The sequence below is a fragment of the Pseudomonas fluorescens genome (assembly GCF_902497785.1).
GTDB lineage: Bacteria > Pseudomonadota > Gammaproteobacteria > Pseudomonadales > Pseudomonadaceae > Aquipseudomonas > Aquipseudomonas fluorescens_BO.
In genome coordinates, this window is record NZ_CABVHK010000021.1 from 80,153 (window position 1) to 100,593 (window position 20,441).

Genomic DNA, 20,441 nt, shown 5'->3' on the forward strand with positions numbered 1-20,441 from the left:
CCCCCCGTCCCTTGAACGACGGGCCGATTTCCATTGGCCGGAACCCTGCATGAAACGTCCCCGACACACCCGACGCGCCCTGCTTGCAGCCCTGTGTCTGATCCCCGTTATCGCCGTGGCGGCCTGGCAGATCATCCCGCCGGGGCGAGACACGTTTGCCACCGTGCAGGTCAGTCGTGGCGATATCGAAAGCAGCGTCACGGCCCTCGGCACCTTGCAGCCCCGGCGCTATGTCGATGTCGGTGCGCAGGCGTCCGGGCAGATCCAGAACATCCACGTTGAAGTCGGTGATGTGATCAAGGAAGGCCAGTTGCTGGTGGAAATCGATCCGTCCACACAACAGGCCAAACTCGATGCCGGGCGTTTTTCCGTCGACAATCTCAAGGCGCAGCTGGAGGAGCAACGGGCACAGCACGAGCTGGCCCGGCAAAAGTTCCAGCGCCAGCAACACCTCAAGGCCGGCGGCGCCACCCGCGAAGAAGACGTGCAAACCGCCCAGGCTGAACTGCGCGCCACCCAGGCACGCATCGACATGTTCCAGGCGCAGATCCGCCAGGCCCAGGCCAGCTTGCGCAGTGATCAGGCCGAGCTCGGTTACACGCGGATTTACGCACCGATGTCCGGCACCGTGGTTGCCCTCGACGCCCGAGTCGGCCAAACCCTGAACGCGCAACAGCAAACGCCGCTGATTCTGCGCATCGCCAAGTTGTCGCCCATGACCGTCTGGGCCGAAGTCTCGGAAGCCGACATCGGCCACGTCAAACCCGGCATGAGCGCCTGGTTCACCACCCTCAGCGGCGGCAAGCGGCGCTGGAGCAGCACCGTGCGGCAGATTCTGCCGGTGCCGCCCAAGCCTTTGGACCAGACCAGTCAGGGCGGTGGCAGCCCGGCCAGTTCGAGCAAAAGCGGCAGCGCCCGGGTGGTGCTGTACACCGTGCTGCTCGATGTCGATAACGCCGACAATGCGCTGATGGCGGAAATGACCACGCAAGTGTTCTTCGTCGCCAACCAGGCGAAAGACGTGCTGACCGCCCCCATCGCCGCGTTGCAGGGCGGCACGCAAGCGGACATGCAGACCGCGCAGGTGGTCGCCAAAAACGGCCGCATCGAACAGCGCGACGTACGCACCGGCATCAGCGATCGCCTGCGGGTGCAGGTCCTCGACGGTTTGCAGGAGGGCGATCACCTGCTGATCGGCCCGGCCGACGGGAGTGGCGGCTGAATGCGCACGCCCCTGATCGACCTGCAGGACATTCGCAAAGCCTACGGCGGCGGCGATTCCCCGCACGTCCACGTGCTGCGCGGCATCGACCTGTCGATTCATGCCGGCGAGTTCGTGGCGATTGTCGGTGCGTCGGGTTCCGGCAAATCAACGCTGATGAACATCCTCGGCTGCCTCGACCGACCGACCTCGGGCGAATACCGCTTCGCCGGGCAAAATGTCGCCGCCCTCGACAGTGACGAACTGGCCTGGCTGCGCCGCGAAGCCTTTGGTTTTGTGTTCCAGGGTTACCACCTGATCCCGTCCGGTTCGGCCCAGGAAAACGTCGAGATGCCGGCGATCTACGCCGGCACCCCCGCCGCCGAACGCCACGCCCGCGCCGCCGCCCTGCTCGACCGCCTCGGCCTCGCCTCGCGCACCGGCAACCGGCCGCACCAACTCTCCGGCGGGCAGCAACAACGAGTGTCCATCGCCCGCGCCTTGATGAACGGCGGCCATATCATCCTCGCCGACGAACCGACCGGCGCCCTCGACAGCCACAGCGGCGCCGAAGTCATGACCCTGCTCGACGAACTGGCGAGCCAGGGCCATGTGGTAATCCTGATCACCCACGACCGTGAAGTCGCCGCCCGGGCCAAGCGCATCATCGAAATCCGCGACGGGCTGATCATCAGCGACAGCGCCCACGACAACCCGGACGTTCAGACCTCAGCCAACCCCGGCGCCCTGCAAGCGGTGGATTTGCGCAAGCGCCTTAGCGAAGGCGCCGAGGCCACCGGCGCCTGGAAAGGCGAGTTGGTGGACGCGGTGCAAGCGGCCTGGCGCGTCATGTGGATCAACAAATTTCGCACCGCGCTGACGCTGCTCGGGATCATCATCGGCGTCGCCTCGGTGGTGGTGATGCTGGCCGTCGGCGAAGGCAGCAAGCGTCAGGTCATGGCGCAAATGGGCGCGTTCGGTTCGAACATCATTTACCTCAGCGGCTCGGCGCCGAATCCGCGTACGCCGCCGGGGATCATTACCCTGGACGACGTCGCAGCCGTGGGCAGCCTGCCGCAAGTGACGCGGATCATGCCGGTCAACGGCCAGGAAGCCGGCGTGCGTTTCGGCAACCTCGACCACTTGAGCTACGTCGGTGGCAATGACACCAACTTCCCGGCGATCTTCAATTGGCCCGTGGTCGAAGGCAGTTACTTCACTCAGGAAGACGAGCGCAGCGCGGCGGCTGTCGCGGTGATCGGGCACAAGGTTCGGACCAAGTTGCTCAAGGACGTGGCCAACCCGATCGGCCAGTACATCCTGATCGAGAACGTGCCGTTTCAGGTGGTCGGCGTGCTCGCGGAAAAAGGCGCCAGCTCCGGTGACTCCGACAGCGACGACCGCATCGCCATTCCGTATTCCGCCGCCAGTGTGCGGCTGTTCGGCACCCATAACCCGGAATACGTGGCCATTGCCGCCGCCGATGCGCGCAAGGTCAAGGAAACGGAAATCGCCATCGAGCAGTTGATGCTGCGCCTGCACGACGGCAAGAAGGATTTCGAGCTGACCAACAACGCGGCGATGATTCAGGCCGAAGCGCGCACCCAAAACACCCTGTCGCTGATGCTCGGTTCGATTGCCGCGATTTCGCTGCTGGTGGGCGGCATCGGCGTGATGAACATCATGCTCATGACCGTGCGCGAACGCACCCGCGAAATCGGCATCCGCATGGCCACCGGCGCCCGCCAGCGCGACATTCTGCGGCAGTTTCTCACCGAAGCGGTGATGCTTTCGGTGGTCGGCGGCCTCGCCGGCATTGCCTTGGCGCTGATCGTCGGCGGTGTGTTGATGCTCAGCGAAGTGGCTGTCGCGTTCTCCTTGATTGCGGTACTCGGCGCCTTCGGCTGCGCGCTGGTCACCGGCGTTGTCTTCGGCTTCATGCCGGCCCGCAAAGCTGCCCGGCTCGACCCGGTCACGGCCCTTACCAGTGAATGATCGATTGATGAAAGCGCCCCTCAGCCTGTTGACCCTCTGCGTGTTGCTCAGCGCGTGCGCCAGTCCCGACCCGCGTCCGGACAGCGGCCTGCAGCCGCCGCCCGACTGGCAATCGGCGCACAGTGCAAACAACTTGATGCGCAACGCCCAGTGGTGGACGCGCTTTGGCAGCCCGCAGCTCGATCAACTGATTGCCCAGGCCCGCATCGGCAGTTACGACCTGGCGGCCGCACTGGCCAGGGTCCGAAAAGCCCAGGCCACAACGGTGATTGCCGGCGGTTCGCGGCTGCCAGAAGTGAGGGGAGCGGTGAATGCCAATCGACAGAAGCTGATGCGCGGCAACGGTTACAGCTAACTGGACGCCGACAGCAGCGACAAAGCGGTGGATTACTTCGACGCCAGCCTCAGTGCCAGTTACGAACTCGACTTCTGGGGTGGCCAGCGCGCCACCCGCGACAGTGCACAGTTCGGCTTGCAGGCCAGCCGGTTCGATCGCGATACGGTGGAGTTGACCTTGCTCAGCGCCGTCGCCAGCACCTACGCGCAAACCCTATCGCTGCAAGAGCAGCACCGTATCGCGCAGCTCAATCTGGCGAATGCGCAAAAGGTGTTGAACCTGGTCCAGACCCGCTTTGACTCAGGCTCGGCCACCGCACTGGAACTGGCTCAGCAAAAGAGCCTGGTGGCCGCGCAGCAACGGCAATTGCCGCTGGTGCAGCAACAGGCCGACGAAGCACGGATCACCCTCGCCGCCCTCCTCGGCCGCCCGGTGCAGGAGCTGCAACTCGACGCTCAGCGCTTTGACCAGATGAGCTGGCCGGTGATTGGCGCGGGCGTACCCAGCGACCTGCTCAACCGGCGCCCGGACATCGCTCGCGCCGAAGCACAGTTGGCGGCGGCACGGGCCGACGTCACCGTGGCCCGGGCGAAAATGCTGCCCACGGTGACGTTGAGCGCCCAGCTCGGCTCGGGCGCCGACACCTTCAGCGATGTCCTGCGCAGCCCGTTCTACAACCTCACCGCCGGATTGGTCGCGCCGATTTTCAACAACGGCCGACTGGGCGCTGAACGCGACAAAGCCACGGCGCGTCAGGAAGAACTGCTGGAAACCTACCGCAGTGCAATCATCAACGGCTTTGCCGACGTCGAAAAAGCCCTGACCGGCATTCGCGGACTCGACGCCCAGCGCCAGTGGCAGAGTGAAGAATTGAATCAGGCGCAAACGGCGTTTGATATTGCGCAAAGCCGCTATCAGGCCGGGGCCGAGGACTTACTGACGGTGCTGGAAACACAGCGCACGCTGTACGCCGCGCAGGATCTGAATGTGCAGCTGCGGTTGTCGCGGTTGCAGGCGAGCATTGCGCTGTACAAGGCGCTTGGGGGTGGGTGGCAGGTTTTATAAAAGGGATGGAGCCAGATAGACCGTCATCGCGGGCAAGCCCGGCTCCCACAGATGATGTGTCGTACCCAGAACAGGCAGCACACATAAATCCTGTGGGAGCCGGGCTTGCCCGCGATTGAACGATAACGCGGTTCAATTGATTAACTCGAAATCGGCTTAACCTTCAAATTCCGCGCATACCACGGCCGTTGCGGCACTTTGCGGAACAAGTCCGCCAGCTTCTTCTCGTCCTCGCCAAAGGTAATCCGCAGCGCCAGCTTCATGGTTTCCGGGTCCATCTCCACCGACTTGCCCGCCTGCAACCCCGGCGTGGTGTTGCAGCCATGCGTGCTCGGCCCCAGCCACGGATCATCGATCTCGACCCAACGACCGGGCGCGAACCACTGCACGCCGTTGACTGCCAGCCGACTGACCTCACCCGGATGAAAACGCTCGTGGGCGCGGAACCAGTCTTCGAGACGGTCGTCGATCCAGCCGTGGAAGTGCCAGAACACCGGGTTCACATGGGATGAAAACGGGTCCCCGAGAAAATCGTTTTCCGCCGCAAACCAGCGCGCGGAAAAGTCTGCGGTGTCCCGGGCGAACGGCACCGGCTGGCCGTTGGACGGATCGCGGGGCACCGAGGCCCAGCGCATGTGCAGCCAGTCATGCAGACCCAGTTCGACCTCGGAGCCGAATTGCCCCAAGGTCAGCTTCGCCAGGTAACGCGGGTCGCGATAGCGCGATTCCCAGACCTGAAAATTACTGTGGTAGGTCTCGGCGGTCTTGAGGTCGGCGACCCATTGCGAGTATTCGTCATCGTCATCGGCGCGCCACGCCGGCGGCAAAGCGGTGCCGTCGTGGTTGTCGAAATAGCGGGCGAAGCCCTGGCGATCTCGAACCAGTTCCGGTTGCGGCAACGGAAATTGCGCCCAGGACGGCAAGTCCTGCAGCGAGCGCGCCGTGCCGAGCATGTGCCGGTGCATGAAGAAAAAGTCGATACCCGAACCATTGCGATCCTTGCGCGGTCCGCGCGCGTCGCGCTCCTGGTCCCGCACTCCCGGCTGCCAGCCGATACCGCGCAGGGCGTTGCGCTTGTCTTCGGACAGGCTGTGCCACTTGTCCCGGGAGGCGTGCCAGAGTTGATGAAACAAGCGGTGCTCAGGGGAAATCAGCCACGCCAGTAATGCCGGCTCCAGGCCTGTGCGCTCGCGTGCTTCGGGGAACACTTGCTTGACCGCGACGAAACGATTGTCCTGAGCGGTCAAGGCCAACGGACGATCCAGGCGCAGCACGCGCCCGCTCAACGTGCCGCTGCCGGCATTGCCGAATGCGGCCCAGACCTCGTCCAGCTTGAACGTGAATTCGTAGTCCGGCGTGCCGGTCGGGGATCGCGAATCGATCAGGCGCCAGCTCAGTTCGGTCGCGCGGGTGCCGGCCAGGTCGCCGAGAACGCGATAGCGGGGCGTCGGTTCGCCGCGCAACCCCTCGAACGTATCGAGAAAACCGTTGAGCCCACGGCCCTTGTGGCCGACGTCGAGCAACAGTTGCAAGCCCTCGCCGGGCAAGCCGTCGAGCCCCGCGTCACGTCCTTCGAAACGAATGTCCCAGACGCCTTGCAACGTATTGGCCAGACGCTGCCCCGCCACGTCCGCGACGTCGAACGAGGCTTCGCCGGGGGTGATCGTCGGGTCCGGTCTGGTCAGTTCACGATGCCCGTAATACGCCGCAGGCACGGCGGCGCCGGTCAGTGCCAGACCTGCCAGGAACCATCGTCGAGAAATCGTCATTGCCCTACCTGTGTCAGCCATGGAGCAGGCTTTATCCAAGCTAGAACGAGTGTTGCCGCGGGAAATTTATGGTGTTCCGGAAAAGATCGCAGCCTTCGGCAGCTCCTACGGGTGCACGCCGATCCAATGTAGGAGCTGCCGCAGGCTGCGATCTTTTCCGCGCAACCTAAATTCCTGCCCCAGCCACTCGTTCAACCCAGATAGCAAAGGCCCCCGCGCCTGCATTTCGACGGCGAATCTGACTGAGACGGCAATGACAAAACCTCGTTCGAAAAAGGCTCTTTTCATCGGCCTGCCCCTGGCGCTGGCCATCGCCGGCGCCGCAGGGTTTGCGGCCTGGGATCATTGGTTCAACGACAATCCCGGTTACCCGGTCGCGGTGATGAAACAGGCCGATGAATTGCAAGAGCGCATCCTCTCGTTCGACAGCCACATCACCGTGCCGATGGATTTCGGCACCGCCGAAAACGAGGCGGACAAGGACGGCAGCGGCCAGTTCGACCTGGTCAAGGCTGCACGCGGTCGCCTGTCCGGCGCGGCGCTGACCATTTTTGGCTGGCCGGAAATCTGGAACGGCGACAACGCCCCGCACCGCCCCACCGCCGGGTTCATTGACGAAGCGCGGCACGAGCAGGAAACCCGCTACAAAATCATCAGCACCCTGGTGCGCGACTTCCCCAATCAGGTGGCCATTGCCTACACCCCGGAGGATTTCCGGCGCCTGCATGGCGAAGGCAAGTTCGCCGTGTTCATCAGCATGCTCAACGCCTACCCGCTGGGCAACGACGTTAACGCCCTGGATAAATGGGCCGCCCGCGGCATGCGCATGTTCGGCTTCAGTTACGTAGGCAACAACGCCTGGGCCGACTCGTCGCGCCCGCTGCCGTTTTTCAATGATTCGCGAGACGCCCTTGGCGGATTGTCCGAGCTGGGCAAGCAAGCGGTGCAGCGCCTCAACGACCTCGGGATCATCATTGACGTGTCGCAAATGTCGACCAAAGCGCTTGAACAAGTCAGCCAGTTGAGCCGCACGCCGATGGTCGCCTCGCACTCGGCGCCACGGGCGCTGGTGGACATCCCGCGCAATCTCAGCGACAGCGAAATGCAACTGATCAAGCACAGTGGCGGCGTGGTGCAGATCGTCGGGTTCCCGACTTACATCAAGCCGCTGAGTCAAACCACCCAAGACAAACTCAACGCCCTGCGTGCGCGCTTCGACCTGCAACCGCTGCAAGGTCTGGAGATGGCGCTGATGCCCGGCGACCCGGTAATCACCGTGTGGCCCGAACAACGCTTCGGCGACTACGCCAGTCAGCTCTACGCCATCCTCGATGAAGAGCCCAAAGCCACCCTCAAGGATTACGGCGACGCCATCGATTACGCGGTTAAAAAAATCGGCATCGACCACGTCGGCATCAGCTCCGATTTCAACGACGGGGGCGGCCTCAATGGCTGGAAAGATGTCAGCGAAGGTCGCAACGTCACCGCCGAGCTGATCAGCCGCGGCTACAGCGAGGCCGACATTGCCAAGCTCTGGGGTGGCAATTTCCTGCGGGTCTGGGACCAGGTGCTGAAGTCCTCCAGGCCAGTCGTAAAAAACTGATGCTCAACTTTGCCAAGCGAACCCGACTCATGACCAACCGTCGTACCTTTCTCAAACAGGCTGGCGTTATCGCGGCCGCCATTCCCCTGAGTTCTGCGGTCAACCTGCCGGCGCTGGCAGCCACGCCGGCGCCGCTGCCGAAAGACAAATGGGCGCAGTTTCGCCAGTTGTTCAATCAGGATCCCGACTACCTGCACTTCGCCAACTTTCTGGTGACCTCACACCCAAGACCGGTGCGCGAAGCCATCGAGATGCACCGCGCCAACCTCGACCGCAACCCCGGTCTGGCGATGGACTGGCATCGCGGCGAAACCGAACGCCGCGAAGAAGAAGTCCGCGTCTGGGCCGGTCGTTACCTCAAAGCCAAGCCCTCGCAGATCGCCCTGACCGGCAGCACCACTGAAGGCCTGGCGATGATCTACGCCGGCATTCACCTGCGCCCGGATCAGGAAATCCTCACCAGCGAACATGAGCACTATGCCGCCAACAGCGTGTTTGAATACCGCACGCAAAAGGACGGCACCCAGGTTCGCAAAATCAAATTGTTCGAGGACCCGTCCAGAGTTTCGAGCAAAGAAATCCTCGCCTCGATTGCCCGCAACATCCGGCCCGAGACCCGCGTGCTCGGCATGACCTGGGTGCATTCGGGCAGCGGCGTGAAATTACCTATCGGCGAAATCGGCAAACTGGTCGCCGAGCACAACCGTGATCGTGAGGAAAAGGATCGCATCCTGTACGTGGTCGATGGCGTCCACGGTTTCGGCGTGGAAAACCTCGACTTCCCGGACATGCATTGCGACTACTTTATCGCCGGCACCCACAAATGGATGTTCGGCCCTCGCGGCACCGGGATCATCTGTGCGCGCTCCGACGAGATGAAAGACCTTACGCCGACCATCCCGACCTTCTCCGAAGCCACCACGTTCTCGACGGTGATGACCTACGGCGGCTATCACTCTTTTGAACACCGCTGGGCGCTGACCGAAGCGTTCAAGTTGCACCTGGACCTGGGCAAGGCCGACGTGCAGGCGCGCATTCACCAGATCAACAGCTACCTGAAAAAGCGCTTGCAGGAACATCCGTCGGTAGAGCTGGTGACTCCGTTGTCGCCGGAGTATTCCGCCGGTTTCACCTTCTTCCGGATCAAGAATCGTGACTGCGAAGAAGTCGCCAATTTCCTCATGGCCCAGCGCGTGGTCTGCGATGCCGTCGACCGCGACGTCGGCCCGATCATTCGCCTGTCTCCGGGCCTGCTGAACACCGAGGCGCACATCGACCGCGTCATGGCGCTGCTGGCGAGCAAGCTCTGACCCACCGATTTCTTTTGCGAGAATGACAATGAAAAATCTCCTGCACCGATTCATTGCTACTCAGTCCGGGGCATTGCAACACCTGTGGCGAGGGAGCTTGTCGGAACGCCGCACCGTCCCGCTGGGGCGCGAAGCGGCCCCCGCTCTTCGCCTGAAGAACAGGGTCGGCTGCGCAGCCCAGCGGGACGGTGCGGCGTTCCGACAAGCTCCCTCGCCACAGGGTTTTGTTTACGCAGTATTGGCATTGCTGGCGTTGTTGCCAGTGGTCGCCCAGGCCTCCACCGCGCCGCTGCCGGGCAAGGTGTTCAAGGATTGTCGCCACTGCCCGGAAATGGTGGTGCTGCCTGCCGGCACCTTCACCATGGGCACGCCGGAGGGTGAAGTCGGGCGCGAGCCCGATGAAGGCCCCCTGCACGAAGTAACGTTCGCCAAGCCGTTCGCCATGAGCCGGTACCAGATCACTGCCGGTGAGTGGGATCAATACCTGAAGGAAACCGGGATCACTATTCCCGACGGCGACACCCGCCCCGGTCGCGAATGCATCAACAGCAAACCCCGTTATCCACAGGGCCCGCGACAGCCGGCGGTGTGCATGAACTTTGCCGAGGTCAGCGCGTATGTCGCGTGGCTGTCGCTCAAGACCGGGCAGCACTATCACATCGTCAGCGAAGCGCAGCGCGAATATGCCGCGCGCGCCGGTTCTGCCGGGCCGTTCCCGTTTCCGTTCGATGAAGGCACCGATTACAGCATCGCCACCCATGCCAATACGTACGGGCCCACCGACGGCTACAGCTACACCTCCCCCGTCGGCAGCTTCCCGCCCAACGCGTTCGGGATGTATGACATGCACGGCAACGTCTACGAGTGGATTGCCGACTGCGAACACAGCGATTACGTCGGCGCCCCCACCGACGGCAGCGCCTGGGTCGAAGCCAACTGCGAAGCCTTGCAGATTCGCGGCAACGACTGGGGCGAAGCACCGGTGTTTTCACGTTCAGGCAACCGCAACAACATCTACCCGCACACCCGTGGCGACTGGATCGGTTTTCGCGTGGTGCGCGAGCTGCCGTCCAAAGGTTGAGCCCTTCCTCCGGCGGCCGCCGCCAGTCGGTGGCCGGCTAAATTAAACCCCTGACCAGACGTTCTATTGGGTATCTGCCTCACGACCCCAAGGAACCCTGCGCTCATGACCCAGCCTGCACGCGGTGCAATTCATGAATTGTTCACCCTCCTGAAACCGTTTCGACTGGTGGTCAGCCTGTCGATCCTTCTGGGCATGGTTGGCGGTCTGAGCGTGACGGTGTTGCTGGCGACCATCAACACGGCGCTGCATTCGGACAGCGGCCTGACCCAAGGCGTGGTCGCACTGTTCGGCGGTCTTTGCCTGCTGGCGTTGACCAGTTCGATCTGCTCGGACATCGGCACCAACTATGTCGGCCAGCACATCATCGCCAATCTGCGCAAAGAGCTGGGGGAAAAGGTCCTGTCGGCGCCCATCGAGCAGATCGAACGCTACCGCAGTCATCGTTTGATCCCGGTGCTGACCCATGACGTCGATACCATCAGTGACTTCGCGTTTGCCTTCGCGCCGCTGGCCATTTCCCTGACCGTGACGCTCGGCTGCATGGGCTATCTGGCGCTGTTGTCGTGGCCGATGTTTCTGATGATGGTGCTGGCGATTGCCATCGGCACGGGCATCCAGTTCTACGCGCAAGGCAAGGGCATCAAGGGCTTCATGGCTGCTCGCGATGCGGAAGACGAATTGCAAAAGCACTACAACGCCATCGCCGGCGGCGCCAAGGAACTGCGCATTCATCGCCCGCGCCGCCAGCGCATGTTCACTTCGGGTATTCAGGGCACGGCGGACTTCATCTGCAACACCCAGGTGCGCTCGATCAATACTTTCGTGATCGCCAAGACCCTGGGTTCGATGCTGTTCTTCGTGGTTATCGGCCTCGCGCTGGCCCTGCAATCGTTCTGGCCGAGCGCCGACAAAGCGGTGATGAGCGGCTTCGTGCTGGTGTTGCTGTACATGAAAGGCCCCATCGAACATTTGGTCGGCACCTTGCCGGTGGTCAGCCGTGCGCGGATTGCCTTCCGCCGCATCGCCGAACTGTCGAGCCAGTTTTCCTCGCCCGAGCCGCACCTGCTGCTCAACGACAGCGGCAAGAAACCCGTCGTGGTCAACAGCCTGCAACTGGACAACGTCAGCTATGCCTTCCCCGCTCCAACGGGCAGCGAAGCCTTCCGCCTCGGGCCGGTGAACCTGAGCATCGAACAGGGCGACATTATTTTCATCGTTGGCGAAAACGGCTGCGGCAAGACCACGTTGATCAAATTGTTGCTGGGCCTGTACGCGCCGCAACAGGGCGCGATCCTGCTCAATGGCGAAGCCATCAATGCGCATAACCGTGACGACTATCGCCAACTGTTCACCACGATTTTCGCCGATTACTACCTGTTCGATGACGTGGTGCAAGGCGACCGGCACATTCCCGAAGACGCCAACAAATACCTGCAACGCCTGGAAATCGCGCACAAGGTCAGCGTCAAGGACGGCAGTTTCACCACCACCGACCTGTCCACCGGCCAGCGCAAGCGTCTGGCGCTGGTCAACGCCTGGCTGGAAGAACGCCCGGTGCTGGTGTTTGACGAATGGGCCGCCGATCAGGACCCGACCTTCCGCCGGATCTTCTACACCGAGCTGCTCCCGGACCTCAAGCGCCTGGGCAAGACCATCATCGTCATCTCCCACGACGACCGCTATTTCGACATGGCCGATCAACTGGTGCGCATGGAATCGGGTCGGGTGGTGGCTGAACGGGCGACGGCCTGAGCACGCCAAATAAACGGATTTTCAACGAATTCAGGGGTTTGTTTTCCGGTTTTGTCGACGTGACGCGTCTAATAATAATTATCATTAACTAAAAAAACTGCACACCTTCAGGAGCGATTTGAGCAATGCACAGCCCTACCCTGTCCCGCGCGCCGCTGGCGTTGGCCATCGCGCCGCACAAGAAATTCCGCACAGTCGTACCGGGTGCGTTGCTGACCCTGTTGCTGCTGGGCACGTCTGATGTCCAGGCAGCGCCGGTGAACGTCAACGTTCCTTCACAGTCGCTGGCCAGCGCACTGCAACAACTGGGTCAACAGACCGACCTGCAAATTCTCTACAGCCAGGACATGGTCAACGGCCTCAAGTCCACGGCGGTGTCGGGCAATCTGGAGCCGGAACAGGCATTGAATACCTTGCTGCTGGGGAGCGGCATTACCTTTCAATTGACGGGCAACACCGTGTCGCTGATTCCGCTGGCCAGCAACTCCAGTGCGCTGCAACTGGGTGCAACCGCGATCTCCGGGATTGCACCGGGGCCGACCACCGAAGGCACGCGTTCCTACACGTCCGATGAAGTCAGCATCGGCAAGGGCAACATCAAGCTCAAGGACATTCCGCAGTCGGTTTCCGTGGTCACGCGCCAGCGCATGGACGACCAGAACATGAACAGCCTGCAGGATGCGATGCGTCAGGTCACCGGCGTCACCATCAAGACTTACAACTCCGGCTCCAGCCTGAACGACGTGTACATGCGCGGTTTTCTCGTTGACCAGGTGCAGGTTGACGGTGTGTCGCAACCGACCGGCCAGGGCGACATGGGCACCAGCTTCGACCTCGCGATGTACGACCGCGTCGAAGTGTTGCGCGGCCCGTCGGGCCTGTATCAAGGCGCGGGCGAACCCGGCGGCACTATCAACGTGGTGCGCAAGCGCGCGCTGGACAAGTTCGCCATTGGCGGCGAACTGGGCGCCGGGTCCTATGACCACTACCGTTCGATGGTCGACGTCACCGGCCCGCTGAACGATCAGGGCACCGTGCGCGGTCGCTTCATCACCGCTTACGAGAACAACAAATCCTTCGTCGACTCTGCCCAGAATGAACGGCCGATGGTCTACGGTCGGCTGGAATTCGACCTCGACCCGTCCACCACCCTGTCGGTCGGCGGCGCCTACCAGCAGAACCACTCCACCCCGGCGTTCGGCTTGCCGGCCTTTGCCGACGGCAAGTTGCTGGACGTACCACGCTCGACCTTCGTCGATGCCAAGTGGAACACCCTGAACGAAAAAGTCTGGGAAAGCTTCGCTGAAGTCGATCACGCGCTGGACAACGGCGGTCAGTTCAAGACCACCCTCACCTACCGCGATGCCGAAACCCCGCAGCGTAATTTCACCTGGGCCGACGGTGCCGTCGAGCCCAATGGCGACAGCTGGGCCGTGGCCTATGACTACTACACCCACATCAAGACCATCGGCGTCGACAGCTTCGTCACCACGCCGTTCGAGTTTGCGGACCGCCAACACGAGTTCACCGTGGGCGCCGAGTATCAGCACCTCGACAAAGACTTCGAGTACGGCGGCGGCGAGTACTTCCCGATCAACGTCTACAACCCGGGCAGCATCGACATCCCCAAGAACGACTACGAGCGCAACAACGGCAACTGGTCCAAGTCCGACCAGTACGGCGTTTATACCCGCGCCAAGTTCAACGTCACCGACTGGCTCGACGTGGTCGGCGGCAGCCGCGTGACCTGGTACGAAAGCAACGCCAAGAACGCCAACGCCTTCTTTAATACATTCGGCGACGCCCACACCAGCATCAACCGCAAGGTCGTGCCTTACGGCGCCATCATCGCCAAGCTGACCCCGGAATTGTCGGCCTACGCCAGCTACACGGGGGTGTTCAAACCACAAAGTGAAATCAGTACCGATGGTGGTCCGGTCGGACCGCGCAAAGGCAAGCAGTATGAAGTCGGCCTCAAGCGCGAATTCTACGACGGCCGTCTGAACGCCAGCATCGCCATGTTCCGCATCTACGACGAAAACCGCGCTGAATACAACGCCGACTCCAATAGCTACGAAGCACAAGGCAAGGCCCGCAGCCAGGGCTGGGAAACCGAGTTGAGCGGCAACCTGACCGACAACTGGAGCATCGTCACCGGCTACGCTTTCACCAGCACTAAACTGGTCAAAGCCGCCGACGGCACCGAAGGCAACACCTTCAGCACCATCACGCCCAAACACAACTTTAACCTGTGGACCAAATACGACTTCACCGACGGCGCACTCAAAGACTTCAGCGTCGGCGGCGGCGTACGGGTGGTCAGCAAAACCTGGTACCAGCGTGAAGTGCGCTTTGAACAAAGCGGCTATGGCATCGCCACGGCGCAGGTGGGCTACAAGTTCAACGAAAACCTGTCGGCCACACTCACCGGCAACAACCTGTTTGATCGCAAATACTACGACCGGGTGGATGCTTCGTGGGGGACTAACTTCTATGGTGATCCGCGGAATTTGACGCTGACGTTGCGGGCTCAGTATTGAGGGTTGGGGACGTTAAATGTTGAACACCACCGGGCCGCTAGCGGCCCGGTCTGGTTTCGGGCTGTATGGATATTCAATCCAGGTCCGGCCCCAATCCGCCGTGCGCCCGGATTTGATGAGGCGATGATGTGCGCGCCAGCCCCTCCAGTGCCGTCAGGCAAGATAGCGTGCCAGTGATTCGCCCAGCTCATCAAACACCAGCGCAATTCGACGGACTCGCCGCATGTCCTGGTGCATCGCAATCCAGACATCCACACTGAAGTCGACCCGTTGGGGCAACACCCGTATCAACCCGTGGTGTTGCGCCAGTTGGCTCGAACAGACGCCGATGCCCAAGCCCGCCTTGAGCAACGCAAATTGCGCGAGGTGATCGTCCGTCCGGATCGAAGCGCGCTCGGGGGTGCAGATGTAACCGTTGCGGCCGAGAAACTCTATTTCCTCAAGATTACGATCAGGCCCGATCAGGGAGTATCGGGTCAGTTCCTCCGGGCTGCACGGATGCCCGTGTCGTTCAAGCAACTCTGGCGTTGCATACAATCCTATCTGCAGATCACCCAGATGCCGCGTCACAACACTCGCTTCAGTGGGACGACGAATGCGTACAGCGACATCCGACTCTTTCAGTGCCAGCGCCTCTAGTCGGTTCGATATGCTCAGCTCCACCTCCAGGTCTGGATGGACATTGCGAATCGCTTTCAGCATGGGTGGAAGCACTTCAATTCCCAACAGCTTGCCGCTGGTAAGCCTCACAGTCCCGCCGGGCAGGCACGCCTCGGCGGAGGCAGCACGGGCGAAAGCGTCGGCAGCCATTTCCATCGTCTCAACATGGCTTACCAGCTCTCTCGCCATCTCGGTGGGGGTGAGGCCTGCGGGAGAACGTATGAAGAGGCTCACCCCTACCTCGTGCTCCAATGCTTCGATGCGCCGCCGCGCTGTGGCCTGTGCGATGCCTAACAAGCGTGCTGCGCCAGACAGGCTACCGGTCCGGAGAACGGCCAAAAATGCCCGCTGAGTCTCCCAATGCAGTTGAGACGAGGTCATACATTTCCTATGAGCAGGTAGGCAGACTTAAACAATTCTAATGAGCCCAATAATACCTCATGCTAGAGCGAGATCCTCTTCCCCTCACCGAGCGCATGGCGCGTAAAGGAATTATCCAATCATGAAATTAGCTGGCCGATGCCGCTGTGGCGCAGTGACTTATACGTCAGCGCGGGACGTACAAATGGCGATCTACGCGTGCCATTGTCGCGACTGTCAAACCTGGAGCGGCAGCAGCTTTGCGATGCATGCACTCATGCCCGAAGACGCATTTACCGTGAGTGGTGAACCGGTGGAGTACGCTTACGATGAGGGTGGACAGCACAGCGTTCACTCGCTCTGTGGTGTTTGCCATACACGCCTTTACAACACCACGTCAGCAGCGCCGGGCATGAAGGTTCTACGTGTCGGAACGCTTGACCGCAGCCCCGACGTCACGCCAATGGCGCATATTTGGGTGAAACACAAACAGCCTTGGCTGTTGCTGCCGGCGGGCGTTCCGAGCTGGCCACAGAGTCCGAGTCCGGAAGGCTTCGCACAGGCCCTGTCAAACGCGGGCTGAGCCACTGCGCGTGGGTACCCCATTCCCCGATAACTGCGCTCAGTCGGGTGCCGCAGTGCTGCATTGCACCCGCCCGGCTCTTCGAGGGAGTGGACGATTTAATGCGCTACTTTTGTAAGCCCTGCTCCATGATGACCGTGCGCTCGGCACCGTGAAATTCGTCCCGGACTTTTTTGAAGCCAAGCGATGCGTAAAAACCTTCGAAGGTAATTGAGGAGGGAACGCGCAGTAGCTTGACGCCCTCACTGACGGCGACTGAGTGGATCCTCGCCATCAACTGCCTTCCAATGCCTTTCGCCTGATGGGCCGGGTCGACGAATACGCTTCGGACTACGTCCTGATCAAGGCTGGCGGTGGCGACGACGTGATGATCTATGGTCGCGACGTAGACCTGTCGCTGGGTCAGCAAGCGTAAGACCGCTTTTGGGGAAAAGCTTTGCTCTACTTGCTCGATGATTGCCGGCGTGTAGTCCTGGGCATTGGTTTCGCGTAGCGCGGCAATGATGACGCGGCTTATCGTGGGGGACTAACGTCTATGGCGACCCGCGCAATTTGACGCTGACGTTGCGGGCTCAATATTGAGGGTTGGGGACGTTAAATGTTGGAGACAAACCGGGCCGCTTGCGGCCTGGTTTGGTTTTTGGAGGTGGGATTTCAGACGGATCGGCGGTTAAGGAGTGACCGTTGCCGAGCTAGAGCCAGAAATGTTCTTTTCTCCGAAGCTATTAACAAAGGGAGCCTTTACAGATGATATGGCGTTGTCTTTCGCAGTATTCCATGACGATGAATCAGCAAAAACCCAAACAAAAACTGCAACGATAACTGCGGTCCAAAAATTTCCAACAACACCAGCGGAGCCAGAGTTATGCCATTTGAAAAAACCTTTGTACATCGGATCTTTAGGCAGTGAATCAAGCGTCAGTCTATTGATCTGCCCAGCCAACTCAGCCTTGACTCCATTTATTTTTTCGTCAGCGGCAGCCTGTAGAAACAAGTTAACTAAACCCTCTGCCTCGCGCTTGTACTTACCTATTTCATTAGACTGAAGTTTCAGCTTGGTAAACTCAACAATATTCAATCCGTTTTTGATCGCTTCGCGCTTTTCAGCTTTGTAGATTGAGTAGGCGATCATGCCGGTAAAATCTTCACTCGTTTTAACGAGCCTTTCATGCATCTGATTGTACTGATCACCCATCTTTGAAAACCTTTACCTCGTTGTCAGCGTTGTATTTATCGATCACCTTGATCATCATCTCGTTGAATTTTTTTGACGAGACTTTACCTACAACAGCTTTCGCCATATCGCTGGGGATATACCCAGAAATGACTCTGTCATTAATTTTTTCGGCGAGAGACTTATTTCTCAATCCAACCGTTTTTAGAAACGAGTCAAAAAGCATGGCCTACCTCCATTCGCTTGTTTTATTAATCATAGCTTTCAGAGTTCCATTCAGAGCTGAATTCACGAGCGGCGTGCCAACCTCTACCCTGTTGGCGACTCGCCTTACGACCACCTATGCCATCTGCCAAAGGTGCTCCCACGCTATACCCTGAGCTTCCGAACGCCAAGCCTAAAAACACGTCGGATTTTTTCCCGATATTTACGTGATTCACCTCGAATGTAGGAAACACAAAAGCGTAGTTAATGCTGTCCGTTGTCGTTAGCGGGGCTTTCGGCAACCGCGCAAGCAATCTGCACCGGCATCGACCATCCTTGATCACATAGCGGGCACCCAAAGTGAACTCAGCGACGAAGTCGATGCGTGGCGCGCTAAGTTTGCAAGCTCTGCTCCATGATGATCGTGCGCTCGGCACCGTTAAATTCGTCCCGGACTTTTTTGAAGCCCAGTGACGCGTAAAAACCTTCGGCGGTGATTGAGGAGGGAACGCGCAGTAATTTCACGCCCCCGTTGACTGCGGCTGAGTGGATCCGCGCCATCAACTGCTTTCCAATGCCCTTCGCTTGATGGGCCGGGTCGACGAATACGCTTCGGACTACGTCCTGATCAAGGCTGGCGGTGGCGACAACGTGACCCTCGATTGTTGCCACGTAAACCTGGCGCTGGGTCAGCAAGCGTGAGACCGCTTTTGGGGAAAAGCTTTGTTCTACTTGCTCGATGATTGCTGGCGTGTAGTCCTGGGCGTTGGTTTCGCGTAGTGCGCCAATGATGACTTCGCTTATGGCGGTCGCATCTTCGGTTGTGGCGATTCGAATCAGGGAGTCCATTGAGATGCTCCGTCCATGTGGTCGGCTGATCGTAATGTATGGGGAATTGGCGTGCCCGTGGCCAAAGATGCGACCACGCTATACGGCCAACGTCCGACCGCCAAGCCTAAAAACATGTCGGACATTTCCCGAATAATCTCGCGTTTTACCTCGGGTGTAGGAATCGCTTAACCGCGTGCTAGAGCTGTCCGGCAGTGCGTGTTTAAGCGGCCTACAAGTTACTTCATGAAAGCTACATCACCTTGCGTCGTTGCCTACAGGTACGCCAGAATTCGCCGGCTTGTGCGTCTTGGGGTCGATCGGTAATTTAATTCCCGTCACTGCCCATCAGTGATCGGGTTTAGTAGCCCGTGGCTTAATCCGAGACGTACAACGCTATCTGTCAGGTTTCTTCCTGCATTTTGATGGTGGCTGTACGTAGGGCGCCCTCGGGCGCGCCGGCTTCTTGGATTCCCCGGTCTACTAACCTGCGTACAGCTGCCACCCCTTCTTTTAGTAGAGAAGTGGTTCCGGCCCACACCAGGAATCCAAATATGCCCAAGGTCACACCAAACCCGCCGGAAACCGATCCGGCCTCCCCGAACGAAAACCTCGATTCTTCCGCCGACCCAACGCCTGAAATCCAACCCTCAATCGCCGACATCAACGCCACACCACGCACGATGAGCACGCTGTTCACCGTCAATCCGCACACCGATGTCCAATCCCTGCTGGGCTATGCGTGTGAGTCGCTGGCCTCACTCGATGTGATGGCCAATGATCTCGCCGATCATATCGAAGGGCCGTCGCGCAATAAGCTGCTGGCTATGTCGCAGGTGATCATGCTGGCGGAGTTGACGGTGAATCGGGCACTGGACCATCTGGATCCCATAGACAACGTGCATTAGTCCGGCGAGGTGATCGTTCCCCGCGCGGGAACGATCATCGCGCGTGCATCAACTCAAGCTTTCAGTAATCTGCGCTGCCAGTTGTTCCAGCATTTTCGGCACTTCCTGAACCATTTCCCCCATGCGCGCAAAGTCGTGGGTCATGCCCGCCTTCACCTCCAGCACCACCGGTTGCCCTGCCAAGCGCAGTTTTTCCGCCCAGGCCAGGCCTTCGTCCAGCAACGGGTCGTATTCGGCCAGCCACAGAATGGTCGGGGTCAGCCCTTGCAGGTTTTCGGCGAACAGCGGCGAGAAGCGCCAGTCGCGACGATCCTCATCACTGCGCTGGTATTGCTGGTAGAACCATTCCAGCGTGGTCGCTTCCAGCAAAAACCCTCCGGCGAACCGCGCAAGCGACGGGCGTTTTTCCACGGCGTCGATCACCGGGTACAGCAACACTTGCACTCGTGGCGTGAGCGGCCAATTCTGCGGATCGCGGGCGATGGCTATCGACAGCGACGCCACCAGGCTGCCGCCGACGCTGTCCCCAGCCAAGGCGATGCGGGCGGCGTCGAGTCCCAGCGCACTGGCGCCAGTGGTCGCGAGCCAGCGCGTCACGTCTTCGGCATCCTCGTAAGCCGTAGGAAAACGCTGTTCCGGAGCCAGCCGATAATCCGCCGACAACACTGCGAAATCACCGGCCAGCGCCAGTCGCCGGCACAGGGTGTCGTGGGAATCGAGGCTGCCGACCACGTAACCGCCGCCGTGGAAATACAACAGCACCGGGCGCATTTGAGTGCCCAGCGACGGACGCGCATAGAGGCGCGCGTTGAGCAAGTGGCCGTCTCGGGCCGGAATGCTCACCGAGGTCACCGTCAACGCGCCCAGCGGCGGGGCGTCGAGCAGTTGCGAGGTCTGGTCGAATTGCTCGCGCGCTTCGGTCGGGCTCATCTGATGCATGGGCAGGCTTTTGCCGGTGAGGCGACCGAACTCGGCCAGCTCTAGAAATCCTTCGATGTCCGGGTGCAGTGCCATGGGCGGCGGTCTCCAAAAATAAAAAGCTCGCCCTATAAACGAACCGCGAGGGTC

16 protein-coding genes and 1 pseudogene are annotated in these 20,441 nt (G+C 60.5%); 10 read left to right on the top strand and 7 right to left on the bottom strand.

All coding sequences use genetic code 11. The annotated features are described in order from the left end of the window. The first annotated feature begins 49 nt into the window (after positions 1-49). The 3 genes and pseudogenes from F8N62_RS26695 (at position 50) to F8N62_RS26705 (ending at position 4,598) form a co-directional block, all read left to right on the top strand. Positions 50-1,222: an efflux RND transporter periplasmic adaptor subunit gene (locus F8N62_RS26695; RefSeq protein WP_150713476.1), complete on the top strand. Its 1,173-nt coding sequence runs from the start codon at positions 50-52 to the stop codon at positions 1,220-1,222. Continuing rightward, a complete protein-coding gene (locus F8N62_RS26700) occupies positions 1,223-3,196 on the top strand; it encodes a MacB family efflux pump subunit (RefSeq protein WP_150713477.1) in 1,974 nt (657 codons plus the stop codon). A 7-nt stretch (positions 3,197-3,203) separates the two neighbouring features. After that, positions 3,204-4,598: pseudogene (locus F8N62_RS26705) on the top strand (efflux transporter outer membrane subunit). A 140-nt stretch (positions 4,599-4,738) separates the two neighbouring features. On the opposite strand, the gene F8N62_RS26710 reads toward F8N62_RS26705, so the two are convergent. Further along, a complete protein-coding gene (locus F8N62_RS26710) occupies positions 4,739-6,367 on the bottom strand; it encodes a PvdJ/PvdD/PvdP-like protein (RefSeq protein ID WP_150713478.1) in 1,629 nt (542 codons plus the stop codon). Between the two features lie 253 nt (positions 6,368-6,620). Here F8N62_RS26710 and pvdM point away from each other — a divergent pair, with 253 nt between their 5' ends. From pvdM to F8N62_RS26735, 5 genes are all read left to right on the top strand, one after another. Further along, on the top strand, positions 6,621-7,970 hold the full coding sequence (gene pvdM / locus F8N62_RS26715) for a pyoverdine-tailoring dipeptidase-like protein PvdM (RefSeq protein ID WP_150713479.1): 1,350 nt from the start codon (positions 6,621-6,623) through the stop codon (positions 7,968-7,970). Between the two features lie 29 nt (positions 7,971-7,999). Beyond that, positions 8,000-9,280: an aminotransferase class V-fold PLP-dependent enzyme gene (locus tag F8N62_RS26720; RefSeq protein ID WP_150713480.1), complete on the top strand. Its 1,281-nt coding sequence runs from the start codon at positions 8,000-8,002 to the stop codon at positions 9,278-9,280. A 28-nt stretch (positions 9,281-9,308) separates the two neighbouring features. After that, positions 9,309-10,361, top strand: coding sequence for a formylglycine-generating enzyme family protein (locus tag F8N62_RS26725; RefSeq protein ID WP_224791421.1), 1,053 nt, complete (start codon positions 9,309-9,311; stop codon positions 10,359-10,361). Between the two features lie 105 nt (positions 10,362-10,466). Then, on the top strand, positions 10,467-12,116 hold the full coding sequence (locus F8N62_RS26730; protein WP_150713481.1) for a cyclic peptide export ABC transporter: 1,650 nt from the start codon (positions 10,467-10,469) through the stop codon (positions 12,114-12,116). A gap of 125 nt (positions 12,117-12,241) precedes the next feature. Next, positions 12,242-14,656, top strand: a complete 2,415-nt coding sequence (locus tag F8N62_RS26735) for a TonB-dependent siderophore receptor (protein WP_150713482.1) — start codon at positions 12,242-12,244, stop codon at positions 14,654-14,656. A gap of 153 nt (positions 14,657-14,809) precedes the next feature. On the opposite strand, the gene F8N62_RS26740 is transcribed toward F8N62_RS26735, so the two are convergent. Then, a complete protein-coding gene (locus F8N62_RS26740) occupies positions 14,810-15,697 on the bottom strand; it encodes a LysR family transcriptional regulator (protein WP_150713483.1) in 888 nt (295 codons plus the stop codon). Between the two features lie 184 nt (positions 15,698-15,881). Here F8N62_RS26740 and F8N62_RS26745 point away from each other — a divergent pair, with 184 nt between their 5' ends. Continuing rightward, positions 15,882-16,259, top strand: a complete 378-nt coding sequence (locus F8N62_RS26745; protein ID WP_318181641.1) for a GFA family protein — start codon at positions 15,882-15,884, stop codon at positions 16,257-16,259. A gap of 106 nt (positions 16,260-16,365) precedes the next feature. Here F8N62_RS26745 and F8N62_RS26750 read toward each other — a convergent pair whose 3' ends face one another. From F8N62_RS26750 to F8N62_RS26765, 4 genes are all read right to left on the bottom strand, one after another. Beyond that, positions 16,366-16,776, bottom strand: a complete 411-nt coding sequence (locus F8N62_RS26750; protein WP_224791422.1) for a GNAT family N-acetyltransferase — start codon at positions 16,774-16,776, stop codon at positions 16,366-16,368. 153 nt (positions 16,777-16,929) lie between these two features. Further along, on the bottom strand, positions 16,930-17,454 hold the full coding sequence (locus F8N62_RS26755; protein ID WP_150713485.1) for a hypothetical protein: 525 nt from the start codon (positions 17,452-17,454) through the stop codon (positions 16,930-16,932). Further along, positions 17,447-17,659, bottom strand: a complete 213-nt coding sequence (locus F8N62_RS26760) for a hypothetical protein (RefSeq protein ID WP_150713486.1) — start codon at positions 17,657-17,659, stop codon at positions 17,447-17,449. Before F8N62_RS26760 ends, F8N62_RS26755 begins: the two co-directional genes overlap by 8 nt. Positions 17,660-18,030: 371 nt before the next feature. Beyond that, positions 18,031-18,486, bottom strand: a complete 456-nt coding sequence (locus F8N62_RS26765) for a GNAT family N-acetyltransferase (RefSeq protein ID WP_150713487.1) — start codon at positions 18,484-18,486, stop codon at positions 18,031-18,033. Between the two features lie 533 nt (positions 18,487-19,019). On the opposite strand from F8N62_RS26765, the gene F8N62_RS26770 reads away from it, so the two are divergent. Then, positions 19,020-19,373 carry a DUF6124 family protein gene (locus F8N62_RS26770; protein ID WP_150713488.1) on the top strand — a complete coding sequence of 118 codons (354 nt, stop codon included), beginning with the start codon at positions 19,020-19,022 and terminating at the stop codon, positions 19,371-19,373. A gap of 48 nt (positions 19,374-19,421) precedes the next feature. Here the strand turns inward: F8N62_RS26770 and F8N62_RS26775 are convergent, their stop codons facing one another. Further along, positions 19,422-20,387, bottom strand: coding sequence for an alpha/beta hydrolase (locus F8N62_RS26775; protein WP_150713489.1), 966 nt, complete (start codon positions 20,385-20,387; stop codon positions 19,422-19,424). Positions 20,388-20,441 lie beyond the last annotated feature (54 nt).